Source organism: Paenibacillus tundrae, from assembly GCF_036884255.1.
Taxonomy (GTDB): Bacteria; Bacillota; Bacilli; order Paenibacillales; family Paenibacillaceae; genus Paenibacillus.
The window spans coordinates 5,795,817-5,817,020 of record NZ_CP145605.1; the positions used below are offsets into that span (position 1 = coordinate 5,795,817).

The 21,204-nt window shown below is 42.6% G+C and carries 21 protein-coding genes; 3 read left to right on the forward strand and 18 right to left on the reverse strand.

Going from position 1 to position 21,204, the window contains the following annotated elements; genetic code table 11:
- The first annotated feature begins 246 nt into the window (after window positions 1-246).
- The gene (gene cls / locus V6W81_RS26085) at window positions 247-1,695 is read left to right on the forward strand and encodes a cardiolipin synthase (protein WP_145051404.1); all 1,449 of its coding nucleotides are present in this window, start codon (window positions 247-249) and stop codon (window positions 1,693-1,695) included.
- A 241-nt stretch (window positions 1,696-1,936) separates the two neighbouring features.
- Here cls and V6W81_RS26090 read toward each other — a convergent pair whose 3' ends face one another.
- The 5 genes from V6W81_RS26090 to V6W81_RS26110 form a co-directional block, all read right to left on the reverse strand.
- Entirely contained in the window at window positions 1,937-2,848 is a 912-nt protein-coding gene (locus V6W81_RS26090; protein WP_338540804.1) for a YitT family protein, read from the reverse strand.
- A 120-nt stretch (window positions 2,849-2,968) separates the two neighbouring features.
- A protein-coding gene (prfB, locus tag V6W81_RS26095) for a peptide chain release factor 2 (protein ID WP_338540805.1) occupies window positions 2,969-4,082 on the reverse strand; the annotation gives its coding sequence in 2 pieces (ribosomal slippage) (window positions 2,969-4,009 and window positions 4,011-4,082; 1,113 coding nt in all).
- Window positions 4,083-4,449: 367 nt separating this feature from the next.
- A complete protein-coding gene (gene secA, locus V6W81_RS26100) occupies window positions 4,450-6,954 on the reverse strand; it encodes a preprotein translocase subunit SecA (RefSeq protein ID WP_338540806.1) in 2,505 nt (834 codons plus the stop codon).
- A gap of 1,257 nt (window positions 6,955-8,211) precedes the next feature.
- Entirely contained in the window at window positions 8,212-8,775 is a 564-nt protein-coding gene (gene hpf / locus V6W81_RS26105) for a ribosome hibernation-promoting factor, HPF/YfiA family (RefSeq protein WP_128103739.1), read from the reverse strand.
- Window positions 8,776-9,325: 550 nt separating this feature from the next.
- Entirely contained in the window at window positions 9,326-9,523 is a 198-nt protein-coding gene (locus tag V6W81_RS26110; protein ID WP_024631599.1) for a cold shock domain-containing protein, read from the reverse strand.
- A 373-nt stretch (window positions 9,524-9,896) separates the two neighbouring features.
- On the opposite strand from V6W81_RS26110, the gene V6W81_RS26115 reads away from it, so the two are divergent.
- Both V6W81_RS26115 and V6W81_RS26120 read left to right on the forward strand, forming a co-directional pair.
- Complete coding sequence (locus tag V6W81_RS26115; RefSeq protein ID WP_338540807.1) at window positions 9,897-10,334, forward strand: hypothetical protein; 438 nt, start codon at window positions 9,897-9,899, stop codon at window positions 10,332-10,334.
- A gap of 138 nt (window positions 10,335-10,472) precedes the next feature.
- Window positions 10,473-11,051 carry a hypothetical protein gene (locus tag V6W81_RS26120; protein WP_338540808.1) on the forward strand — a complete coding sequence of 193 codons (579 nt, stop codon included), beginning with the start codon at window positions 10,473-10,475 and terminating at the stop codon, window positions 11,049-11,051.
- 76 nt (window positions 11,052-11,127) lie between these two features.
- Here the strand turns inward: V6W81_RS26120 and V6W81_RS26125 are convergent, their stop codons facing one another.
- From V6W81_RS26125 to V6W81_RS26185, 13 genes are all read right to left on the reverse strand, one after another.
- Complete coding sequence (locus V6W81_RS26125; RefSeq protein ID WP_338540809.1) at window positions 11,128-11,487, reverse strand: flagellar protein FliT; 360 nt, start codon at window positions 11,485-11,487, stop codon at window positions 11,128-11,130.
- Window positions 11,462-11,872, reverse strand: a complete 411-nt coding sequence (gene fliS / locus V6W81_RS26130; protein ID WP_338540810.1) for a flagellar export chaperone FliS — start codon at window positions 11,870-11,872, stop codon at window positions 11,462-11,464. Before fliS ends, V6W81_RS26125 begins: the two co-directional genes overlap by 26 nt.
- Before the next feature lie 18 nt (window positions 11,873-11,890).
- A complete protein-coding gene (fliD, locus tag V6W81_RS26135; protein ID WP_338540811.1) occupies window positions 11,891-13,777 on the reverse strand; it encodes a flagellar filament capping protein FliD in 1,887 nt (628 codons plus the stop codon).
- Between the two features lie 17 nt (window positions 13,778-13,794).
- Entirely contained in the window at window positions 13,795-14,178 is a 384-nt protein-coding gene (locus V6W81_RS26140) for a flagellar protein FlaG (protein WP_338540812.1), read from the reverse strand.
- Between the two features lie 139 nt (window positions 14,179-14,317).
- Window positions 14,318-15,514 (reverse strand): flagellin, encoded by a 1,197-nt coding sequence (locus tag V6W81_RS26145; RefSeq protein WP_338540813.1) that lies wholly within the window; start codon window positions 15,512-15,514, stop codon window positions 14,318-14,320.
- Between the two features lie 144 nt (window positions 15,515-15,658).
- Window positions 15,659-15,904, reverse strand: a complete 246-nt coding sequence (gene csrA / locus V6W81_RS26150; protein ID WP_338540814.1) for a carbon storage regulator CsrA — start codon at window positions 15,902-15,904, stop codon at window positions 15,659-15,661.
- A 1-nt stretch (window position 15,905) separates the two neighbouring features.
- Window positions 15,906-16,385: a flagellar assembly protein FliW gene (locus tag V6W81_RS26155; protein ID WP_338540815.1), complete on the reverse strand. Its 480-nt coding sequence runs from the start codon at window positions 16,383-16,385 to the stop codon at window positions 15,906-15,908.
- A 53-nt stretch (window positions 16,386-16,438) separates the two neighbouring features.
- Entirely contained in the window at window positions 16,439-17,008 is a 570-nt protein-coding gene (locus V6W81_RS26160; RefSeq protein ID WP_338540816.1) for a DUF6470 family protein, read from the reverse strand.
- Between the two features lie 15 nt (window positions 17,009-17,023).
- Window positions 17,024-17,944, reverse strand: coding sequence for a flagellar hook-associated protein FlgL (gene flgL, locus V6W81_RS26165; protein WP_338540817.1), 921 nt, complete (start codon window positions 17,942-17,944; stop codon window positions 17,024-17,026).
- Between the two features lie 23 nt (window positions 17,945-17,967).
- Window positions 17,968-19,521 (reverse strand): flagellar hook-associated protein FlgK, encoded by a 1,554-nt coding sequence (gene flgK, locus V6W81_RS26170; RefSeq protein ID WP_338540818.1) that lies wholly within the window; start codon window positions 19,519-19,521, stop codon window positions 17,968-17,970.
- An 18-nt stretch (window positions 19,522-19,539) separates the two neighbouring features.
- Entirely contained in the window at window positions 19,540-20,043 is a 504-nt protein-coding gene (locus V6W81_RS26175; protein WP_128103753.1) for a flagellar protein FlgN, read from the reverse strand.
- Window positions 20,044-20,054: 11 nt separating this feature from the next.
- The gene (gene flgM / locus V6W81_RS26180) at window positions 20,055-20,339 is read right to left on the reverse strand and encodes a flagellar biosynthesis anti-sigma factor FlgM (protein ID WP_128103754.1); all 285 of its coding nucleotides are present in this window, start codon (window positions 20,337-20,339) and stop codon (window positions 20,055-20,057) included.
- Window positions 20,340-20,604: 265 nt separating this feature from the next.
- A complete protein-coding gene (locus V6W81_RS26185; RefSeq protein WP_338540819.1) occupies window positions 20,605-21,012 on the reverse strand; it encodes a TIGR03826 family flagellar region protein in 408 nt (135 codons plus the stop codon).
- Between the last annotated feature and the right edge of the window lie 192 nt (window positions 21,013-21,204).

Sequence of the window (21,204 nt, forward strand, 5' to 3'; positions counted from 1 at the left end):
TCTACCATCAATTTTACATGGATTTTCATCAATCCCGAACATATCTTTAGAGCAGCAGAGGACGAACCTGAATACTTCTGCTAAAATACGTAGTAGTGGGGGTTCAAGAGCGTCTGTTTTCAGCATCAAAAAGGGACTTTTTGAACAACCTCTTATATAGGAAGATTACATACAGAGTCTCATTCATAGTGAAGGTCTTCCTGCAATGAGTTCTGACAAGACATTTTGGAGACATGGGGGTCTATAGTGCATATTGAATCCATCTTACTTATTGTACTCCTGGGTTTGAATATTATTTTTGCGGCAGCGGTCGTATTCTTCGAGCGCAAGGATGCGAGTTCGTCCTGGGCCTGGCTGCTCGTCCTGAATTTTATTCCCGTGCTCGGGTTTGTACTTTATCTTTTGACAGGGCAGAACCTCACTCGTTACAGACTATTCCAATGGAAAGATCGTAAGAAGCTTGGACTTGAGGAACGTATCGAGGCACAGCTTGCCCAATTACAGAGCAATCGAACACCTTTTCACAACAAAGTGACCGAAAACAGCCAGGATATGATCTACATGAACCTGAAGCAGAATGGTGCTTTGTTAACCGAGGATAACGAGGTCGAGATTATCACCGATGGCACGGATAAATTCCAACGATTACTGGATGATATCGAAGCTGCACAGGATCATGTGCATGTGCAGTATTACATCTATCGGGGGGATCGTCTGGGTAAACGTATTCGTGATACGCTCATTCGTAAAGCAAAAGAAGGCATCAAGGTTCGATTGCTGTACGATGCGCTTGGATCGCGGCGTGTATCGAATCGATTTTTCAAAGAGCTGCGCGAAGCGGGCGGTCTGGTGGAAGTCTTTTTCCCATCCAAATTCAGCTTGATTAATCTGCGTATGAACTATCGGAATCATCGAAAAATGGTCATTATTGACGGGAACCTTGGTTATACTGGCGGTTTTAACGTAGGGGATGAATATCTAGGCTTGAACTCCAAATTTGGATATTGGCGTGACACGCACCTCAGAATTACGGGGAATGCGGTTCATGCATTGCAAACACGGTTCCTTCTCGACTGGAATGAGGCATCGAAGCAGCATGATACACCTTATGTGCCAGCACATTTTCCTCATATCGAGGGCACAGGAACGATCGCGATGCAGATTGTCTCCAGCGGCCCTGATGCCGAAACAGAACATATCAAGAACAGTTATCTGAAAATGATCAATGGAGCGAAACATTCCATCCTCATTCAGACGCCTTATTTTATCCCAGATGCGAGTGTCTTCGAGGCTATAAGGCTTGCCTGCCTATCTGGTATCGATGTACGTATTATGATTCCAAACAAACCGGATCACGCCTTCGTGTATTGGGCGACACTATCGTATATTGGTGAGTTGTTGAAGGTCGGAGCGAAGGCTTTTGTCTACGATAACGGCTTCATTCATGCCAAAACACTAATCATAGATAGCATGGTGGCATCCGTCGGCACAGCGAACATTGATTATCGCAGTTTCCGGTTGAACTTTGAAGTGAACGCCTTTATGTATGATGAGACGATTGCAACTGCTCTTGTGCATACCTTCGAGCATGATCTTCTTGTATCCCGTGAGCTGACGATGGAGGAGTACAACAAACGGAGTATCAAAATCCGCTTCAAAGAAGCGATATCTCGCCTACTATCTCCTATTCTGTAAAGAGTGAGAAAAGGCATGTGTAGTGGAGATAGTACTTCCATCCGATTTCAATGTGATCTGTAATTACAAACCCGTGTATGGATGTACGCTCTACAAGTGATGTATGAACTGCTTGAGATTGAAGAAAGGGACATTCCGCCCAGCTATACTGGTGCAGAATGTCCCTGTTTGTGTGTAATATTAGAATGTGTTTCATTTCATGTTTCATTTAGAATAGATTGCTGCCCGTTTACCAGTCGGCTCATATCTCTTCTCTCTTAAAACCTTCACCGAGAACCTCATGCGCATTGCTAATAATAACAAAAGCAGATGGATCAACCGACCGGATCAATGTTTTCAGTCTTGGCACTTCATTTTGCCCCACTACAACCATGAGTACAGTTCGCTGATCGTCGGTATAACCGCCTTTAGCCTCCAGCTTCGTCAATCCACGATCTAGATCTTCAAGAATGACTTTGGTAATCGGTTCAATCTGGTTAGAAATAATGTAAGCTACCTTAGAGTAGCCAAGTCCCATCTCAACCGCGTCAATGACTTTCCCGGTAACGTACAAGCCAATCAGTGCATATAAAGATTGCTCTAATGACAGTACAAAAGCAGCCATAATAATGACCGTAGCGTCCATAATCACAACGCAGATCGAATAACTCAGTCCGCTATATTTTTGCACGATCCTTGCCAGGATACTCATACCACCTGTTGACCCTCTGCCCCGATAGACGATCCCAATACCGAGTCCAACCCCGATCCCACCATATAGAGAGCCTAACAGCGGATTCGTCGTTGGAATCGTCCAGTCTTTTGTAAGATAAACAAACAGCGGTAGAACGATACTTCCCAGCACAGACCGGATACCATACTGCTTACCGATTAGAAGGAAACCTGCGATCAGGAGCGGAATATTAATGGCCCACTGGGTATATGCTGGCTCAAGTCCGAGCCACTCATCACCCAAGATCGACAGACCGGATACGCCGCCTGATGCGATCTGGTTCGGTAATAAAAACAAATTAAATGCCACCGCAATAAGGAAAGACCCCAAAATAATAGATGCTGTATCTACAACGTTCCGCCATGGCCCATTCAAAGGAATTAATGTGGTTATTCTCTTCTTGCGGTTGGGGTGATGATGTGATGATTGTTGCTGTTGCATGGTGATCGTGTTCTCCTTTTGTCTCATCAATTTATGTAAAATGCATGTGCGAGTTCAAAAAAAAGCCCCTGTATACACCAGCATACGCCTACACGTATCCGGTTCATACAGGAACTTCATTTACTCGGTTTCCACTTTAATCTGGCTGCGCAAATAACCATCGATGAATGCATCGAGGTCGCCGTCCATTACTGCTCCTGTGTTCCCTGTTTCTACGCTCGTACGGTGATCCTTTACCATACTATAGGGATGGAACACATAGGAGCGAATCTGGCTGCCCCAAGCAATATCCGACTGATCCCCTCGGATTTCATCCAGCTGTTGTTTTTGCTCTTCAATTTTGCGCTCATACAATTTCGAACGAAGCATTGTCATTGCACGCTCACGGTTCTTGATCTGTGAACGTTCGTTCTGACACGTTACAACCACACCTGTTGGAATGTGCGTAATCCGCACGGCAGAGTCGGTGGTATTGATGTGCTGTCCACCCGCACCACTTGCACGATACGTATCAATCTTGAGGTCTTCTGTGCGGATGTCGATCTCTACAGTATCATCAATCTCAGGAACCACATCACAGGAGACGAATGACGTATGTCTACGTCCGGATGAGTCGAATGGTGAGATACGTACCAGTCGGTGTACACCCTTCTCGGCTTTTAGATAACCGTATGCGTTGTGCCCTTTAATGGATAGTGTCACACTCTTGATCCCAGCTTCTTCTCCCGGAAGATAGTCCAGAACCTCAACCTTGAAGCCACGCTTCTCAGCCCAACGGGTGTACATCCGAAGCAACATCTGTCCCCAGTCCTGCGACTCTGTTCCACCTGCGCCTGGATGCAGCTCTAGGATGGCATTCATCTTGTCATATGGCTGGTTCAGTAACAGTTGGAGTTCGAACTCATCAAGCTTGCTTACGATGGCTGTGACGCTGTTCCCAACCTCAGCAGCTAGATCCTCATCGCCTTCTTCATCAGCGAGCTCGACCATCATCAGAGCGTCATCGTAATCCTGCTGCAGTTTGGTGTATTGATCAACAGACCCCTTCACCGCGTTCATCTCAGCAATGACTGCTTGTGCCTTCTCGTTATCGTCCCAAAAATCAGGAGCAGACATCTTCACCTCAAAGTTCTCAATCATCTCTTGCTTCAGATCTAAGTCAAAGAGACCCCCTAAGGTTTGTTAGTTTCTTGCCTATTTCACGTAGGTCTTGCTTCACGCTTGGATCGATCATATCGGATTCCTCTTTTCATTAAGATAAGCTCCTCGCTATCAGTGTATTACAGTTGAACCGAGCAGCCTAAGCCCTCAATTCAAAAGAATACCTGACTGCAAGGAGCCATAGGACATTCGTTGATTTAGGTTCAAACTAAATCCTATTTACATTAGTCACTTCAATGACAGAACAACCTTCCGATCGCTGTTATCCCCAGATTTCTTTGATCCCTTTTTTTAAAAGGGGAAAATCCGGTGATAGCTTATGCTTCCGATGTAGCTTTCTTGCAGAAAGCTTTCAGCCGAACGCTCTGCTTCTTCAGGTTTTCTCTGTCCTCTTCGTTTCTCATGTAAAAAAATTATTTAAACCTATATATTTATACATACTACTCTTGACCGTGGCAATGTTTGAACTTTTTGCCGCTGCCGCAAGGACATGGATCGTTACGTCCGATCTGATCGGACACTTTCACCGGGCGCTTCTCAGCAGGTTCGCCGCTGGTCGAGATCTGACTTTCCTCAACAACAGCTTGACGCTCCTGGTTGCTCTCGATTTGTGCTTTCATCACATATGTCGCTACTTCTTCTTGAATCGAAGCGATCATCTGATGGAACATCTCGAAGCCTTCGAATTGATATTCGCGCAGTGGGTCTGTACCACCGTATGCACGAAGGTGAATACCTTGACGCAATTGATCCATAGCATCAATGTGATCCATCCACTTACTGTCTACTGCACGGAGCACAACGACTTTCTCAAACTCACGAACCATCTCTTCACCGATACGCTCTTCGCGACCGTTGTACTTGGTCTGTACTTTCTCGAACAGGTACTCGATGATCTCTTCAGCTTCTTTGCCCCACAGCTCATCTTTGGTAACCGAGCCATCGTCGAGCAATTTGCTATTCATATAATCGGCAACTTCTTGCAGTTCCCAGTTCTCTGGAATATCGTCACTACAGTGAGCTTCTACAATACGTTCGATGGATGGCTTGATCATATCCATAACAATTTGTTTAATATTCTCAGACTCCAGCACCTCACGACGCTGTTTATATATAATTTCACGCTGTTGGTTCATGACATCATCATATTGAAGAACGACTTTACGTACGTCAAAGTTATTACCTTCAACCCGTTTCTGTGCCGATTCGACTGCACGTGTAATCATCCGGCTCTCAATCGGTTGATCCTCTTCAAAGCCTAGACGCTCCATCATGTTCAATACATTGTCTGCACCGAAACGTCTCATGAGTTCATCACCCAATGACAGATAGAACTGGGTTGAACCTGGGTCACCCTGACGTCCTGCACGTCCACGGAGTTGGTTATCAATCCGGCGTGATTCATGACGCTCTGTACCAATGATATGAAGACCGCCAACCTCAGCCACGCCTTCACCCAAGATAATGTCCGTACCACGACCAGCCATATTGGTTGCAATCGTTACTGCACCGGCTTGTCCAGCTCCTGAGATAATCTCGGCTTCTTCCGCATGGTACTTGGCGTTCAGTACTTGGTGACGTACACCACGGCGTTTCAGCATATCCGAGAGACGCTCTGAGTTCTCGATGGACACGGTGCCTACCAGCACGGGCTGGTTTTTGCTGTGACGTTCTACGATCTCTTCTACAACAGCTTTGAACTTACCATCAATACTCTTATAAACGACATCCGCCATATCATCACGTTTGTTAGGACGGTTCGTTGGAATTTGCAATACTTCGAGGCCGTAGATTTTTTTGAACTCTTCTTCCTCGGTTTTCGCTGTACCTGTCATCCCAGCAAGCTTACGATACATCCGGAAATAGTTCTGGAATGTAATCGTCGCAAGTGTCATGCTCTCGTTCTGTACTTCAATGCCTTCCTTCGCTTCGATCGCTTGGTGCAATCCATCGCTGTAACGACGTCCAGACATCAAACGTCCTGTGAATTCATCGACGATCATGACTTCTTCGTCACTCACGACATAATCCACGTCACGGCGCATGATCACGTTCGCTTTCAGACCTTGTACGATGTGGTGGTTGAGCGTTACATTAGCGTGGTCATACAAGTTCTCAATACCAAACGCTTTCTCTGCTTTTGCCACACCTGCTTCAGTCAAAGCTACGGATTTCACTTTAATGTCTACTGTAAAGTCTTCTTCAGGTACGAGACGTTTTACAAAACGATCTGCTGCGTAGTACAAGTCTGTAGACTTCTGTGCTTGTCCGGAGATAATGAGCGGCGTACGCGCCTCATCGACCAGGATAGAGTCTACTTCGTCAATGATACAGAAGAACAATGGACGCTGTACCATTTGTTCTTTGTAGAGCACCATGTTGTCACGCAGATAGTCAAAACCGAATTCATTATTCGTTCCGTACGTAATATCACATGCATAAGCATGCTGCTTCAAGGCATGATCCATACCGCTCAGGTTAACCCCTACAGTCATACCCATAAATTCGTAGATCTGTCCCATTTCCTGGCTATCCCGCTGTGCCAAGTAGTCATTGACTGTAACCACGTGAACACCTTTGGACATGAGCGCATTCAGGTATACAGGCAGCGTTCCTACCAACGTCTTACCTTCACCCGTCTTCATCTCGGAAATCCGGCCTTCATGCAGAGCAATACCGCCCAGCATCTGAACGTCATAGTGACGTTTGCCGAGAACCCGGCGGGATGCTTCACGTACGGTTGCAAATGCCTCAGGGAGAAGCTGATCCGTTGTTTCGCCCTTTTCGATCCGGGCACGGTATTCCTCCGTTTTGGATTTCAGTTGTTCATCAGACAAAGCCTGAAATTGTGGTTCCAGTTTATTGATCACATCGACCGTCTTCATCAGACGTTTAACATCACGTTCGTTCATGTCGCCGAAGATCTTTTTGACAAGTCCTAGCATGGTATACCCCTTTCGTGCAAAACAGAATAGACCCCCAGCTGCCGCCGTGCGACACCATCGGATGGATATTGCATCCACTTGCCCGGGGGTGACAAACGATATAATTTGAGTTCAAATTATATGAGTAAAAAAATAATATTAGTTGAATCAACTCCAGGCTTGCCGAGCGTTCTCATGAAGTGATTCGGTGTTCAACCAGGAACCAGATTATAAGATAAGCTGGAATCCGAGCCTTGCGAATCATGTTCATGGTGCTGTGCCTGTCATTGATTATGATTAGCGATCATTCGTTGACAATTCTTCATCAGGACAATGATTCTCTTTGTATAAATTGTAACAGTTTGTAAGGGACGCCGCAACACGCCACAGCACACTTCTTTGAAGTTCTGACCACATAACGGTGGACAAAAAGTGCCAAAAATCATAGCCGTTAGCGGAAGTGTACTCTTCACCTATTTCATTTTTTGCGAATAAACGCCTGCATTCCATTTTTTGCTGGAAAAATTAGATATCAATCCCACATTCAAGCTCATCGATTAAACATCACACTTATAGGATCTGAATACTAGTATCGGCCGTGAGCCACACCGTCTGATGTTCCATCAGAGTTCGATAAATCTAAACTTTTGTAGATTCATTCGAACTGATGATGTGAAAAATAACTGGCAGCAAAAAAATTGAACCTTTTTTAATCTATCGGATCTCTTGGCTCTATAAACTCTATTTTCAGCCTTAAATATAGAACCTATAAATGGATTGCATTAAATCTCGTATAATCTATTAAACGCAACAACATGACAAATAGTTTCACAAACCTGCCTCTTCCTGAGTTTAAAAGGTTGTTCAAGTCCGCTTTTGATTACGAAGGATGCCTGACAGCATCTCAGCATTGAATATGGAATTCAGCCGAAATAAGTGGATGCTTACGACGGTTGTTTTCTTCGGAAAGAATGGTGTTGCTCACGTAGCTCAACCTACGCTCTGCTGCTCCATTTCTATCTTTATCCCATCTTCTCGGTACTGAATACCGGCCTTTTTGAACACGCACTGTAAATAGGCTTCCGTGATTTGTTTGATCTCTTTAGACACGAAAGAGCCCCATCCCGTAAGGATGGAGGCTCTTGTTCAGTCCAGCACCGGAACTACGTTGTTCCTGTCTGTTCCTCGTTATATTCATTTATCAGATATTACTTCATTCACATTTTATAGAAAAATTCATTATTTACGTCTTCGTAAAACTTCGTATGGAAGGTAAGATTATCCTTGCTCAATCAAACCGTATTTGCCATCATTCCGTTTATATACAACGCTGACTTCTTCATTATCGACGTTAGAGAAAACGAAGAAATTGTGGCCAACCATGTTCATTTGGAGGATTGCCTCTTCCACGTCCATCGGTTTTAACATAAACCGTTTGGTTCTTACCACTTCATAATCATCATCGTCGGGTTCTGCATCCAGTTCAGCGGTAGCCACTGTACCTGATGGGTCTTCAACGAAGAGAGTTTTCAGGCTGCCTTCTTGACGGAACTTACGATTGACTTTTGTTTTATGTTTGCGGATCTGACGTTCCAGCTTGTCCACCACTGCGTCAATGGAAGCATACATATCATCGCTCTCATCTTCTGCACGGAGTACAATGCCTTTGAGTGGGATCGTCACCTCTACCGTATGCAGGCCTCTAGTCGTGCTCAGTGTAACAGCACCGTCAGAGTTAAGGGGTGCATCGAAATACTTCTCGAGTCTACTCAACTTTTTATCGACATAATCTTTCAAAGCATCGGTAACCTCGATTTGTTGACCTCGAATACTTAAATTCATAGGGCACTCCTCCTTTTACTTTGCCACTTCATTATAACACGAATGTAAGCGCCATGTAAAAACTCCCGGTGACTGAATAATGACATCTCCTCCAGCCACATCTACCATCATGGGTTTAACGCCATATTTCGCGATATTTCATCATTTTTAGCCATAATCGCTTATTTACATGGAAAGTCTTATTAGGCGCTTGATGATGTAATTAACCGATTTCGAGACGAGTTAATCTTATATGTAAAATGAACCTCTTCAGTATTATGAATCTACCAAATAATTCTATTGTTGAAAAGATACGCTAATGGACACCCTGATCACTAGAACGAGAGAAAATCTCTTAATAGTGGCCGCACCCATTCTATGAATCCGTATTTATTAGGAACTGCTGATAGATAAAGAAATAGAGAGATTAATGAGATTACGAATCTAGTCTGGCAATGTTCGCAAATCTAGTAAAACAAAAAAAAGACTCTGGGCATGCCAGAGCCTTATGCTAGCGATAATTCAATTGGTAACCATCTAACCGTATATGTAGGTCGGATTAACCGGATGATTATAATTTGATTACGTTAGCTGCTTGCGGTCCACGTGCGCCTTCGACGATGTCGAATTCAACGGATTGACCTTCTTCCAAAGTTTTGAAGCCTTCGGATTGGATTGCGGAGAAATGTACGAATACGTCGCCGCCGTCTTCAGTTTCAATGAAACCGTAACCTTTTTCTGCGTTGAACCATTTTACTTTACCTTGCATGCACTAACATTCCCTTCGTCATCAAATGAAGTGAAGCCTCGGCGTTAACCTCTGCCCACAACTCAGATGATACCATCCAAAGTTATCCATTGTCAATTGGTAAAGAAAATGTTTTCTTGGAATTTTTTGTAGATTAATCAGAGATTGTGATGAATGCTGTAATATTTTAAATATATCAGGTTTAGTAGGCTGCTGATAAGTCTAATTTTAGCCAATCTCACATTAAGAATGTTTATAAATGTTTCTTTAACATTGTTAGTTCTTCAACCTTAAGTTAAAGGAAAAATATCAACTTAGTTATAGTGAAAAATTAGAATTACATGCTAAAATTTAGTATATCTAATAAGTTTATTAACAAGGAGAGATTACCCAAATGATTCACAGCGTTCAAAAGCAGAAATGGTCAGTTATACTAGCACTGTTCATCCTTTTCTCAGGGGTATTGCTTCTTGCTTCACCCGATCGTGCAGACGCCAAGGAGGACAGAATATCTGCAGAAGAACTGAAGAAGATTAGCCGACTATCCTTCACACTTCGTGATGCCTACCAGACGCAGTATACGGTGTATATTTATGCCCCCAACGAAAAATCCTCAACCCTAACAGAGGAGGATTACTGGACGGGTAACAAACCTGGTGACCGTACATATACAGGAACTTATCGAGACGCATTATTGAAAAAAGGAGCCTCCTACGGTACCGTACAAGCCGCTAAACTTGACCTTCATTCGATTACGTTACCCCAAACTTGGCATTACACGATCAAAAGTAAAGAAAAGGGTGCTCCAGATCTACTGCTAATTACAGAGTAGGGTTCCTCTAACTTCAACTTAGCTAGACCATTCATTGTACGCTCAGGCGTATTAGAACCGCTGACATTTGTAAATAACAAGGGTAAAAAGCTAACTGATTATGAATTCTTCCCCGCGAGCAGAGGTGATGGCATACGTATGTTGTCTGACGCTCGGGTACAATTCAGATTCTATAATAACAGTGTTTTTAAATATGAAATCGAAACCTTCAAACTCAATATTAGTAAATTGGAGTTGCGTTTAAGTGATACCCGATATGTTAACTTTGATCAGTCAGACTGGCCTAATTCAGGAACGGGAGATCGTGCCTATCTCGACAATCTGAAGAACGCGGCTATGAAAGGAATTCTGCCAAATCAGCCCAGTATCAAACTAGGTATGACTCATAAATCTCTGCTCAGTACTTTAAAGAAAGCTAAGTTAAGGGAGAACGGCGAATGGGGCGCCTACTATGTTTACCCACATCACGCGATCGGTTTTAATTCTTACCTACATGAACTGAACAGCAATTCAAAAGTCATGGTGTTTAATCTGTTTCCTGGGCAACATTATCTATATCCCGATACGGTGAAGTTATGGCTAGGTAAGCCACAAAAGGAGTATCTGAACGAAGCTGAAGGTGGATATGACATGATCTACAAATACGGCTCACGCACGCTATCCTTTCATTATGTTGATCAATATGAAGATGAGATTTATTTGATTACGGTTTATTAGGGGAGTATAAAACACAAAAAAAGCACATCGCTAAAGTCTCTACGATGTGCTTTTATAACATTTCCTTGGTAATTTCTTATTTTTTCTTATCCATTAAAAAACTATCTGGTGTATAGCTAGACTCATAAGCATTCCTCTGTGTCTTGGCCTGTCCTCTCTTATGCAACCAGTCCTGCGCTTCGAGTCGCAATACATTCATACGCGCAATAATCTCCTGATCATTGCCCAAAAGCTGTTCAATCTCTACTTTTTCATTGACACTTGCCGGCTCTAATGAAAATCGCTCCACGAGTCCATCGATAATATGCTGACGTTCCTCAACAAAAACTTCAAGTTGTTCATAATCGGCTTCATATAAAATACCCATTATCGTATTTGTTAGCTGCTTTAGTTGAGACATATACATTAAACTATCCATGAGCACTTTCAGTAGCAATAGGTGGTTCTTCCTGCCCTGCAGCAATTTTAGAAGCTTGTAGCCACGTCTCACGTAGATCAGTCAGATACCCTATAGCCTCTTCAGCTTTGGTAGCATCTTTACGTATATTAGCTTCCACCAACAGATAATTTGTATACTCGTATAAAGAATATAGATTCTTCGAAATATCATAAGACCGATCCAAGGTACTCATCAATTCACTAACAATAGTTTGTGCTTTTCCAAGGTTCAAATTTGCCTTCTCATTATCTTTCTGCGCCAATCCATCCAGAGCTGTCTTCACAAAGCGAATAGCTCCGTCATATAACATGATGACCAATTGTGCAGGGTTTGAAGTCTGAACAGAGGATTGCCGGTATTTATCATAAGGAGATGTAATCAATAGTCTCACCCTTTTAAATTAAGATAGTCCTAAACTGGAGAAAAGACTGGACGACTGTGTTTGCAATTTGTTCATCGCTGATTCCATCGCAGAAAATTGCTTGTAATAGCGATCTTCTGTCATTTGGAGGTTTCTTTGCATCGTTAATATCCGACTGTTAAAACCTTTAATTTGTTTCCCGATGACACTTTCCTCTTTAAAAGTACTCGTTAAGTCCATTGAAAATTTATTGGTACCCGCGCGAGCGGAAATCATATCTAAAGTACCTGTAATACTATTCGTCAATTTATTAAAGATACCTGATCCTGAACCATTAGCTGGCCCCTGAAAAAGATCAATAGTAAGTTGAGGATTAGCACTAATAGCATTTCTTAATTTGGCTTCATCGGCTATAACAAGCTTACCATTCTCCATATAATTCCCAGTAGTTATACCAATTGCGTTCAAACTTCCAAGTTTTTCAGTAATCGCTTCTCTCATTTTCGATAGAACACTAGTGATTATGTCGTTATTTTTGAACAAACCACTTTTGGCTTTTTCGGTCCAGCTATCAATTTCTCCTTCTTTCATTTCCTTTTTTTGATCATCTGATAGCGGTTTGAAATCACGATACTTTGTTTCATTAACTTTGCTATTAAGTGCTTTTATTAAATTGTTGTAATCATCTATGAATCCTTTAATAGATTCCAGTGCTTTATCGGGATCACTTTGGGTTTTAATATTGGTAGGGATGTCTGTACCGCTACTATTGGTCACATCTAACAGTGTAAGTTGGACACCATTAATAGTGAGAACGTTACTAGTAACGTTTTGTATAGGCTCATCATTTATTGTGACTATTGCATTTGCGCCATCAATAACCTTTTTAATTGCATTTGCGCTCTCGGCAAAAGGGATAGCTCCCTTAAATAGATTTAAAAATTCGTAGGAAGCTCCACCCATTTTCACTTCTCCGCCAGCATTACCAGTGATCGTTAGTTTACCGCCCTCGACTTTTGCAAACACATTAGCGTCTGTTTTTGAATTAATTGCTGATACTACTGCATCTATTGAGGTAGAAGCATCGAATGAAAAGTTATTCCCATTAATACTGAAACTGTATCTTTTGGCTGGAGCACCAGGTTCAGGATCTTTTCCATCCAACATCTTCTGCAATTCAGCAAGTGTTTGGGTATTCGATACCGTTCCACCCGCTCCGTTCGTTTCTACCACTGTTTGCTTGGAGAAGAGTGCCAACAGTGAATTACTCCCTGCTGGAGTTGCGACCTCAACCTTTCCTGTATCCCCTCCAACTTTAGATGCAATCGATAGCTTTCCAGTTATCTCATCATAACTTGCGACAGCATTGGCTTTTTCGTTGGAATTGATTGTTGCTATCATAGATGAAATAGATGTCATCCCATTAAATAGTGAATTGCCCGCACTATCCTTAAAACTCACTCCATTAATAGTAATATCGAAACCCTTCTTAAGATACGCAGCCTCTTCTTCCTCAGTAAGCTCTGATAAAGCTACACCATCGAGCTGCGCCAGAGAGGTTGAACTAGGAATACCCTGACCTAATCCTGGGGTTTGCATTGTAGTTTTGGTAGCAAGCTTAGTCACGCTGACCTTCATATCCACTCCGGTCGCGGTTGCCGTGGCTTCAGCTTTTACTGCAGATGTATTCCCTGTTGTCACGGCTTTATTTGCATTAAGGGAATCTGATTTCTTATATTTATCGTTCAGCTTGTTTGTACGAAAATCGTACAGCACACTGTTCAGTTCACGGTATCCTTCTCTGGTCCACTGCAATATTTGCTTATCCTGATTAAGTTTATCCAACGGTACCCGCTTCGTTGCCATCATGCTCTTGACCATACTATCAATATCCATGCCAGAAAACCCATTAATTCTTGTAACCAAATCAGCACCTCCAAATGTTAGATTTTCTCGTCCACCAGTATACCAGCTATTTCCATCATTTTAGCGACCAGGTCCAGCGTTTTCTCTGGGGGAACTTCACGAATTAATTCACCGGTATCTTTATTAAGCACCTTCACCATAATATCATGCGTCTTCTCGTGGATGCTGATCTCCAGCGTGGTCTGAGGTCCCTGTAGAGATTTCACCGCTTGCTCTATAGTTCGAATAAGCTGCTCTTCAGCAACAGATACGTGCGCCCCTTGCTTCTCCCCTATCCCTTTAGTTTCTTGAATTGGAGAAAGTGGTTTTACCTGTGATGTCGGCTCTGTGCTGTGACTGCTCTCTGCACTGCTAGACTTACTTATTGTAGAACTAGCAGTAAGTGAAAACTGTACATTCATTATCCTGACCTCCTCCAGCGACGCTCATTTATATTATATATCGGTTTCATTTAGGGATAATTTAGGATTTTATAGCTGTCAAGCAAAAAAAAAGAAAAAAGCTCCGGGATTCCCGGAGCTTTGGTCATACAAGATGAAATTAACGAAGCAATTGCAGAACACCTTGTGGTTGTTGATTAGCTTGTGCCAACATTGCTTGTGAAGCTTGAGCAAGAATGTTGTTTTTCGTTTGTTGCATCATTTCTTTAGCCATGTCAACGTCACGAATACGGGATTCAGCTGCACTCAAGTTCTCGGAAGCTGCACCCAAGTTGTTGATTGTGTGTTCCAAACGGTTTTGCATAGCACCCAGGTTACTACGTTGGGAAGATACTTTTTGCATAGCATTTTGAACAGTTTCAATTGCAGTTGCCGCACCAAATTTAGTAGAAATATCAAGGGATTTAACACCAAGAGCCGATGCACGCATATCCCCAACAGAGATAAATGCTGTCTGACCTGCGTTCGCACCGATTTGGGTCATGATTGAACCAGCCAAATCACTACTTGCATCTTGATGTTTACCAAATACAAACGTCATGCTTTCTCCGACTTTCATATTTGTATTTAAACTACTTACAGCTAAATTTGTAGCAGTTGTAAAGATGTTAGTTCCGAAGGTAAGTTGTACATCTGTCATTGTAATATCAGTACTATCCTTACCATCTGGACCAACTATTTTATAATCTGTAGCATCAAATGCTCCACCTGCATCATTTTTCCCAGTTCTCACAATCATGTACGCCCCATCAGCAACAGTTTTCGAAGCTTCTGTACCAGCTGCTGTGTCTAAAGCTTTTAAAGCAGCAGGAGTTATAGTAACTCCTGAGTTATTGTTTAATGCTGCTGTACCTAAAACTTTCTCAGTTACACCCTTAGCAGAACCATCCAACAATTTTTTTGTATTGAACTCAGTAGTATTACCGATACGATCCAATTCAGTAACCAATTGTTTAACTTCAGATTGAAGCTCTTTACGGTCAGCATCTGTGTTTGTATCATTGGAAGATTGAACAGAGAGCTCACGCATACGTTGCAGAATGCTGTGTGTTTCGTTCAATGCACCTTCAGCAGTTTGAATCAAAGAGATTGCATCTTGTGAGTTTTTGGAAGCCATGTCCAAACCACGAATTTGACCACGCATTTTTTCGGAGATAGCCAATCCAGCAGCATCGTCACCGGCACGGTTGATACGAAGACCAGAAGACAATTTTTCGATATTTTTGTTTGTGTTTGCAGTGTTAGTAGTCAGTTGACGATGAGTGTTCATCGCTGCAATATTGTGGTTAATAATCATTGAGTGTTTCCTCCCTGAAATTGAGTTAGTTCCACATCCTTGTGGTAAACGCCGCGACATTAAGGTCGGCCGCCCTGCCGAAGCAGCGTCTAAATAATATATCGACAGGAGAGGAGCAACTGTTTATAGCAATTTGGAATTTTTTTATTCTTTTTTTGTATTGTTATTCCGCAAGCGTTCCATAAACGCTTCAACGTTAGCCGAAAGAGGTGTTGCAGACTCACGGTTGGTCTCCTGAATGGATGCATAAATCTCTTGACGAAAGATATCGATGTGCTTTGGTGCAGAAATTCCGATCCGCACGGTATCCCCTTCTACAGCGAGCACAGTGACCTCAATATGATCCTGAATCACAATAGACTCTCCCTTTTTTCGTGATAGTACCAGCATATCAGACTCCACCCTTCACTGATTCCGCTTCATCTTCTGCCCAGATGAGATGACGTGTCTCGTAGCTGGATTGATGGAGCACAACTTGCTTACCTACGCGATTTTCGGGATTAAGCACAACGGGTGCAAGTAGATTCATTGTCGATTTATTCGTTTGAGAATGGATTGTAACTATGGAATACACCGATACTTGATCCACGATGCCCATTTCTCCCTTGTCTACCTCACTCAATTCAAAACTATAATCAGATACAAACGTAAATGGACTCACTAATAAGAAAGATAAATCGGGTTCTTGCAGCGACTGTAAGTAAACAAACGGTGTACCCTCCCACGGTATCAAAGCAAATTCCGTCTCTTCTTCAAATCCCGGCAAACCTTTAGGAAACTGATATACATCGTCCCCACTAACCTCTACTTCTCCCCATGTGCTTGTATGAATAATAATACCAAACGCCTCCTTGACAAAGAATTTATGCAAAAAGAGCCATAGCGGGCTGCCTTCCGAGACCGTCTATAGCTCTGCATTATAACTCACAACCCCATATCTATGGCTGGTGGAGTGTATTGAACTGATGCATATTGTTTCACATAGATATCTAGTTTGCCTCTTTGATACTCAATCTCCGGTTTATTAACAATAACATTCATTTCAGAAACAGCGGGTTCATAACTAATGTCTGGCGGTCTCGTTTCAATTCGAATATCTACATTATCGGATGATGCGGGAGTCCTTGTTTCTGGGAAAGCTTGAGGCTGCCAATCCACGCCTATAATATCAGCTATCGTATTTCCCGGTTTGTGGATAGCTGCTAATTGATTCCCTTGCTGAACACGTTCAGCCATGTTTTGCAAGAACTGCTGCTGAATTCCTGAGTAAATTCGAGCATTCATGTCAATCATATTGCCGCCATTGTAGGCAGAGAAAGCCTTGCTCTGATCTACATGAAGGGTAATTGGATGACTCTGAACTGTTAAATTCGCTGGTCTGGTGTTTAGCTGCATTTCCGCCTTAGGCTGACGAATAGAGTACTGACCAGGGGTCGTGTCCATATTCAGAATTGATGGCGTTGTTTGAATCTGAACAATCGGTAGCGTCTTCAATGTGTACCGCCCCTTCTATCTAAGGAAATCCACTAACGACGGGGAAATAATCTTAGCTCCAGCAGATAGGGAAGCATTATAAATGTTCTCCTGGATTTTAGCTTTCATCATTACCTCTGCAACGTCCGCATCCTCAACCTTGGCCTGCATATCCGTCAGATTAATCTCAAGATCTGTCAAACGACCTGTCATTAAATCCACACGATTAGTTTTGGCACCAATTTCGGCACGAATTGCCAACATTTTGTTCATTCGTGTATCTATATTTTCTAATTGATTCGATAATTCTTTAGTATTCCCACTAGCTAATGCTTGTATGATATTATCAACTGTTACAAACAAATGATCTCCTTCGGTATCAAAACCGAATACCTCATTACCATTTACATTAATGGGGAGCTGTACACTTTCACCGACAATAAAATTAATCTTTCCTTTGTCTGTGACAATAGATGCTGCATTGGTAGTATCCAAAGAGCCATCTGCGTTAGTAGGAAAATCATATGGCTTAGCATCATAGGTTTCACCGTTAAAAATGTACTTGCCATTCAGTTTGCTGTTAGCAACGTCAATAAGCTGCCCTTTAAGTTGTTTCACTTCTTCATTGATACTATCCAATGCAGACTGAGGATTGGTATCCGTTGCACCTTGTACAGTCAACTCACGCAACCGTTGCAAAACACTGCCCGCTTGATTCAAAACCGTATCATTGAATTCAAGCCAAGAAACCGCACTATCTACATTTTTCTGATATTGCTCATTAGAGGATAACTCTGCTCGATAACGAAGAGAGTACGTAATACCTACTGGATCATCAGAAGGTTTATTAATCTTCCGACCAGTAGCTAACTGAGTTTGTGTATTATTCATTTGCTGAGCATTACGATTTAGATTCAAAAGCAGCTGTGAACTGAGCATATTATTCGTTATTCTCATTGTCTGTAAGTCATTCCTTTCTATTATCTACCTACTACACCAGTAGAGTTAATCAATTTATCAAGAAGTTGGTCATATGTCGTCATAAAGCGTGCAGATGCACTGTATGCATGTTGGAATTTAATCATATTAGCCATCTCTTCATCCAGAGATACTCCACTTACCGATTGGCGACGCGTCTCCACTTGCTCTACAAGGAACTCCGAATTCGACGTTTGGCGTGCAGCTTCCTGAGATTGAACCCCAAGTTGTCCCACCATCGAGCTAAACTGTGCCCCGATGGCAGCATTCCGCAATCCGTCAGCAGACTTCATTGGCGTATCCTTTAGATTGGCAATTAGGATAGCAAGTGTGTTATTCCCTTTGATCACTGTTTCTGTTCCAGAAGTATCTATAGTTCTCATCGAAGTAGCAATTTTATTTGGATCGGCCAAAATTTCAGCATTCAATGAGATATTCCCAGCCGTGATAGCAGTTCCGCCACCCGTTGCTGTGAAAAATGGTAGCCCCCCTGAATTAGTACCATCCATGCTGTAACCCAGTTGATGTAATCCATTTAGTCCTTTGACTGTAACTTTAAGGTCTGTTGCCAGTGAACGTGTTGCACCAGTGTAAGTAACACCATCCAGAACTGTATTATCGGGCAAAATAGAACCGGCAGGAATAGTAATCTCAATATCACCATTAGCGAGCGTATTTGCTAAATCATCCATTTGTTTCTGATAATCACTTACCAACGTATCTCTGGACTTGATCATGCCGTGCACTTCACCATTAGTTAAGGTTCCCGCTGTATAAGCCGTGTTCAAAAAGGCTGGATCTACAGGAACCTGTACAGCTCCACCTGTAACAAGCGCCTGTCCATTCATTTGAATCTGGTAGCCTTGTGGAGAATCTGTAACTGTAATATTCATAATCTTGGACAGCTTATCTGCCATTAAGTCACGTTGGTCACGTAGATCGTTGGCATTGTCGCCAAGCGATTCAACTTTCACAATGGCACTATTCAGGTTCGCGATATTCCCCAGATAGCCTTGGATTTCATTAGCTTTAACTGCAATATTACTATCCAAATCCTCACTAAGTGCATTCAATTGACGACTGATCTGATTCATCGCATCCGTCAAAGCTAGCGTCGTTTCTTTTACAATTCGGCGTGCCGTAACATCCTCTGGATTTTTACTTAGATCAGACCATGATTTATAGAAATTATCCATAACCGTTCGGAAACCCGTGTTAGAGGGCTCATTTACAATCGCTTCGAGCTTCTCCAAGGTATCGCGCTGAATGGACCAACTTCCGAAGTTGGTGTTCTCATTGCGATATTGGTCGTCGAGGAATTTCTCTCTAACACGCGTAATGGAGTCAAACTCCACCCCTGTACCGAGCTGTCCTGGTGTTGTCGAGTGCAGGAAAGCAAATGGCTCCATAGGAATAGCTGCCTGCATATTTACCTTCTGACGCGAGTATCCTTCTGTATTCGCATTCGCTACGTTATGGCCTGTTGTGCTAAGAGCTGTCGTCTGTGTGAACAAACTGCGTTTAGCCGTTTCGATTGAATGAAATGTAGATGCCACTTGATTTCCCCCTAATGTTTAGGCACGCGTGTCAAACAGACCGATTCGCCCTGGATTGCCGTTCTTATCGGCAGGATGCTGATATGTGGCATCCTGTTCTGGTCTTGAAGCGAAGATGTCCATCGAGAGGTCGATAAACATCAAGGACTGCTCGATCAGCTTTTGATTCAATTGGTTAATTTCCTTCAATTCTTGTAATGTTCCCGCAAGCTTCTTCTGAACCTCGAGTAATCGCTGCTTGTCAGCCGGATCAAAAATCAATTTGGAAATTTCGGTAATGTTCAGATTCAACATGGATTTGATTCCCCGCTCCTGAAGCAGCTCGTGCACAGCACGCTGTCGTTCAGTCTCCAATGGCTCCTGCTGCTTCATAAACCTAGATTCCTTGTTCAGAACGGCAATGAGTTCATCCACATCGTTCTTAACGATCACCTGTCTCTTGATCTCGCTAAGTGCCAGCATGTCGCGGTGACTTTGTTCCATCTGCTGCAATACTGCAATTAATCTGTCCAGTGCTGCCATTACATGATCACCTATTCCTTATCAAAAGACTTAAAGTACGGCAGCAACTTGTCGGCAAGTTTACTGCTGTCTACCTGGTATGTTCCTGAGCTCACTTGCTCTTTCAACTGTTGGATCCGCTCCAAACGACCTACGTCCTGTGTACGACCTTGTTCCTCAAGCATCTTCATCGCCTCCGGAGAAATAGATACCTCGTCCTTACGGCGGCTTTTCTTAGCCTCAGCCTGCTGATTGGATTCAACGTTTCTCTGATATGAATTGATAGCACCAATTCGGTTGGGTTCATTGATTTTCATGTGAACTGCACTTCCTTTCACCTTAGGAATTGTTCAGATTATAAAATCCTACGTTTACAACTATGTCGAAGGTTCCATAATCCTAAGAAAAACTACTGCTACACGCGGTCTTTCTTCCTTGGTTTACATCGATATTCGTTTTTCTTACTTTATCTTTACGTTATCAAATAATTAGGATAATAAAAAAAACCGATAATCTTTAATAAGTTTATCGGTACGTTCCAAAACATTTGTTATAGCAAAACATGTAATTAAGCCCTGATTCCTATGAATCGCGCAGTTTGTCGACAGCATTATAGGTTCGTCCGCCTATATTATTGTTCTCCTTCTGACCTACTTCACGGGCTGCCCCAGCCAAGTCTTTGGTCAATCGGCTACGGCATGAATCGCACATGTGACCTTCACGAATCAAGGTTCCGCACACTTCACAAGGATACATCATATTCGGGGCGTTTTCGATGGAAATTCGTCCCTCTCTAATGAACTTGGTAATCTGCTTAATCGAAATTTCGGTTGCATCAGACAATTCCTGAATGTTAGCACCTTTATTTTCACGCAAGTAGTCTACACAAGTCTGGTATTCTAACTCTATTTCTTTAATACAGTTTGTGCATACTTCCCGAATATTTATTGCATATAGTCTGCCACAGCGAGGACAATTACCCAGATTCATCGCTTAAACGCCCCTCTCACACTTTCATTCCGCACGGATAATATCTATAGATTACCTTATTTTCTCATATCAAGTCCATAGGGTTTCGCGAAATAAAAGAGAGGAATATGGTGCATAACTACGCAACCTTATTCCTCTCTTCCAAATGTTTTATTCTAATCTTTCATAAATTCAACCTGCGTATGTGTGTAA